The sequence below is a fragment of the Streptomyces sp. NPDC059874 genome (assembly GCF_042731135.1).
GTDB lineage: Bacteria > Actinomycetota > Actinomycetes > Streptomycetales > Streptomycetaceae > Streptomyces.
In genome coordinates, this window is the sequence record NZ_JBHWJY010000174.1 from 1 (window position 1) to 3,691 (window position 3,691).

General features: G+C 74.9%; 2 protein-coding genes. Both read left to right on the top strand.

Going from position 1 to position 3,691, the window contains the following annotated elements; translation table 11 throughout:
- The first annotated feature begins 367 nt into the window (after positions 1–367).
- Complete coding sequence (locus ACFV9H_RS41280; RefSeq protein ID WP_385409130.1) at positions 368–3,256, top strand: BTAD domain-containing putative transcriptional regulator; 2,889 nt, start codon at positions 368–370, stop codon at positions 3,254–3,256.
- 173 nt (positions 3,257–3,429) lie between these two features.
- Positions 3,430–3,618 carry a hypothetical protein gene (locus ACFV9H_RS41285; RefSeq protein WP_385409128.1) on the top strand — a complete coding sequence of 63 codons (189 nt, stop codon included), beginning with the start codon at positions 3,430–3,432 and terminating at the stop codon, positions 3,616–3,618.
- Positions 3,619–3,691 lie beyond the last annotated feature (73 nt).

Below are 3,691 nucleotides of genomic sequence, written 5' to 3' on the forward strand. Positions count from 1 at the left end.
GCGTCCCCGCAGGGCGCCGAACACAACCACCGCCCGGCCCTCCGACCCCTGGAAACGTTCGGCGCCCGAGGAGACGCCCCGGCGCGCGCCCGGCCCCGGCGGAACCACTCAGCTCCCGCCCGAGCGGCGCAGCCACCCGGCCTCCGCCCCCGGCGAAACCACCCCGCCCCCATCCGAACAGCGCAGCCACCCGACGCCCGACCCCGGCGAAACCACCCCGCCCCCGCCCGAGCGGCGCAGCCACCCGACGCCCGGCCCCGGCGGAACCACCCCGCTCCCATCCGAGCGGCGCAGCCACCCGCCGGGTCCCGCGGCCTCCGCCCAAGAGCCCACCGCCGAGGAGCTCGCCGGCGAGTCCCGGTTCGCCGTGCTCGGGCCCATCCGGGCCTGGCGCGGCTCCGAGGCGCTGCCCTCCGGCACCCCCCAGCAGCGCGCCCTGCTCGCCGCGCTGCTGCTGCGCGACGGCCGCACCGCCACCGCGCCCGAGCTCATCGACGCGATCTGGGGCGAGGACCCCCCGCAGCAGGCCCTCGCCACCATCCGGACGTACGCCTCCCGGCTGCGCAAGGTCCTCGACCCCGGGCTGCTCGTCTCCGAGTCCGGCGGCTACGCCATCCGCCTGCGCTCCGCCGCCACCCTCGACCTCGGCGTGGCCCGCGGCCTCGCCGACGACGCCGAGGCGGCCCGCGCGTCCGGCGACCGCGCCCTCGCCCGTACGCTGCTGGCCCGCGCCCTCGACCTGTGGGACGGCGAGCCGCTGGCCGGCGTCCCCGGCCCGCACGCCGAAACCGAACGCGTCCGGCTGGAGGAATGGCGCCTCCAGCTGCTGGAGACCCGCCTCGACCTGGACCTGGAGGTCGGCCACCACGCCGAGGCCGTCTCCGAACTCACCGCGCTCACCGCGGCCCACCCGCTGCGCGAACGCCTGCGCGAGCTGCTGATGCTCGCCCTGTACCGCAGCGGCCGGCAGGCCGAGGCCCTCGCCGTCTACGCCGACACCCGCCGCCTCCTCTCGGGCGAGCTCGGCGTCGACCCCCGCCCCGAGCTGTCCGCGCTCCAGCAGCGCATCCTGAACGCCGACGCCGACCTGGCCCGCGCCGAGGACGCGGCCCCGGCCGCCGCGGCCGTCCACGTACGGCCCGCCCAACTGCCCGCGACGGTGCCCGATTTCACGGGCCGCGCCGGTTTCGTCGAGGAGCTCGGCGCCATCCTGGCCGACGGCGCCCGCGGCCAGGTCATGGCCGTCTCCGCGCTCGCCGGGATCGGCGGCGTCGGCAAGACCACCCTGGCCGTGCACGTCGCGCACGCCGCCCGCCCGCACTTCCCCGACGGCCAGCTCTACGTCGACCTCCAGGGCACCGAGCCTCGGCCCGCCGAGCCCGTCGCCGTCCTCGGCTCCTTCCTGCGCGCCCTCGGCACCCCCGACACCGCCATCCCCGACTCCCCCGCCGACCGGGCCGCGCTCTACCGCTCCACTCTCGACGGCCGTCGGGTCCTCGTACTGCTCGACAACGCCCGTGACGCCGCCCAGGTCCGGCCGCTGCTGCCCGGCACCGCCGGCTGCGCCGCCCTGGTCACCAGCCGGGTCCGCATGGCGGGCCTCGCCGGGGCCCATCTCGTCGACCTCGACGTGATGAGCCCCGAGGAGGCCCTCCAGCTCTTCACCCGGATCGTCGGCGAGGAACGGGTCGGAGCCGAACGCCAGGCCGCCTTCGACGTGGTCGGCGCCTGCGGGTTCCTGCCGCTCGCCATCCGCATCGCCGCCTCCCGCCTCGCCGCCCGCCGCACCTGGACCGTCTCCGTCCTCGCCGCGAAGCTCGCCGACGAACGCCGTCGCCTCGACGAGCTCCAGGCCGGCGACCTCGCCGTCAAGGCCACCTTCGAGCTGGGCTACGGCCAGCTCGAACCCGCCCAGCAGCGCGCGTTCCGGCTCCTCGGCCTGGCCGACGGCCCCGACATCTCCCTGGCCGCGGCGGCCGCCGTGCTCGACCTGCCCGAGTACGACACCGAGGACCTCCTCGAAGCTTTAGTCGACTGCTCCCTGCTCGAATCCGCCGCTCCCGGCCGCTACCGCTTCCACGACCTCGTACGCCTCTACGCGCGTGCGTGCGCCGAACGCGACGAGCAGCCGGAGAGCGGGCGGCACGCCGCCCTGGACCGGCTCCTGGACTTCTACCTGGCCACCGCGTCGGGGGTGTACGCCCTGGAACGGCCCGGCGACCGGCTGCCCGCGCACCTGTCCGACACGCACTACCCCGGGCTGGTCTTCGGCGAGCCCCGGGCCGCCCTGGACTGGCTGTACGCCGAGGCCGACCCGCTGCTGGCGTGCGTACGCCAGGCCTCCGTACGGGCCGGCGGGACGCTCGTACTGCGGCGGGCCGTGGACCTGCTGTGGGCGGCGAAGGACCTGGCGGAGTCCGGGGCCAACTCCAAGCAGTACGAGTCCGCGGCGCTCGCCCTGCGCGACGCCGCCCAGGCCGCGAAGGACCCGTACGCCGAGGGCCGGGCCCGTACCACCCTCACCAACGTGCACCTGGTCGCCGGCCGCTTCGCCGAGGCCGACGACGAGGCCCGCCAGGCCACCGCCCTGGCCCGCGAGGCCGGCGACCCGCTGCCCAGCTGCTGGGCGCCCAACGACCGCGGGATCATCGCCCTCTACCAGGGCCGCTACGCCGACGGCGAGCGCTACCTGCTGGAGGCCATCCAGAACTTCCGCGCCGACGGCAACAACATCGGCGAGGCCAGCGCCCTGTGCAACCTCTCCCGCATCCACGTGGAGCTGGGCCGCCTGATCAGCGCCATAGACCTCGCCCAGCAGGGCATCGCCATCTACGACCGGATGGGCCTGACCCTGCGCCTGGCCAACGGCCGCTACGCGCTGGGCATCGCCCTCACCCAGGCGGGTCGGCTCGGCGAGGCCCTGACCCAGCTCACCGAGGCGCTGGCGCTGTTCCACGACAACCGCCAGCCGCTGTGGGAGGGCGTGACCCACTTCCGGCTCGCCGAGGCCCATCTGGCGGCCCGCCGGCCGACATTGGCCGCCTCGCACGCCGAACAGGCCATCGCCCTGCGCGGCATCGGTGGCGAGTGGCGGCGGGCGACCGTGCTGACGGTGCTGGGCAAGGCCCTGCGACGGCTGGGGCAGACTGACCGGGCGCGGGCGTGCTGGCGTGACGCCGAGGCCGTCTTCGAACAGCTGGGATCGGCCGAACTGGCTGAGGTCCAGGCCCTACTGGCCTCGGAGATCGCCGCCTGACCTGCATCGACGTCCGATGGACGAGACGTTCATCGGACGTTTATCGCCCCCGGGCACGATTGATTCATCGATCCGGTGCGTCGGGGGGCAACCCGGGTCGCTTGGAGGACTACCCGTTCGGCGATCCGCGGGGGAATCGCCGAACGGGCCCGACCCATCCATCAGGAGATCCGATGACGACGAACGAGAACATCCTGCCGACCGACGGCGACCTCAAGCCGCTCGACAACCACGCTTCGGGCGTCGAGATCGAGACCCTGGACAACCACGCGTCGGGCATCGAGATCAAACCCCTCGACAACCACGCCTCGGGCGAGGAGATCCAGACGCTGGACAACCACGCGTCGACTCCCCGTCCGTAGCGGAGCAGCACGAAGACTTACGGGGGAACGTACGGGGGGAACGGCGGCTGCGGTGGCCCGGAGGGGGAGCCAC

Coding starts and splice junctions, on each gene's coding strand:
- ACFV9H_RS41285 (WP_385409128.1), top strand. CDS start 3,430: ATGACGACGAACGAGAACATCCTGCCGACCGACGGCGACCTCAAGCCG.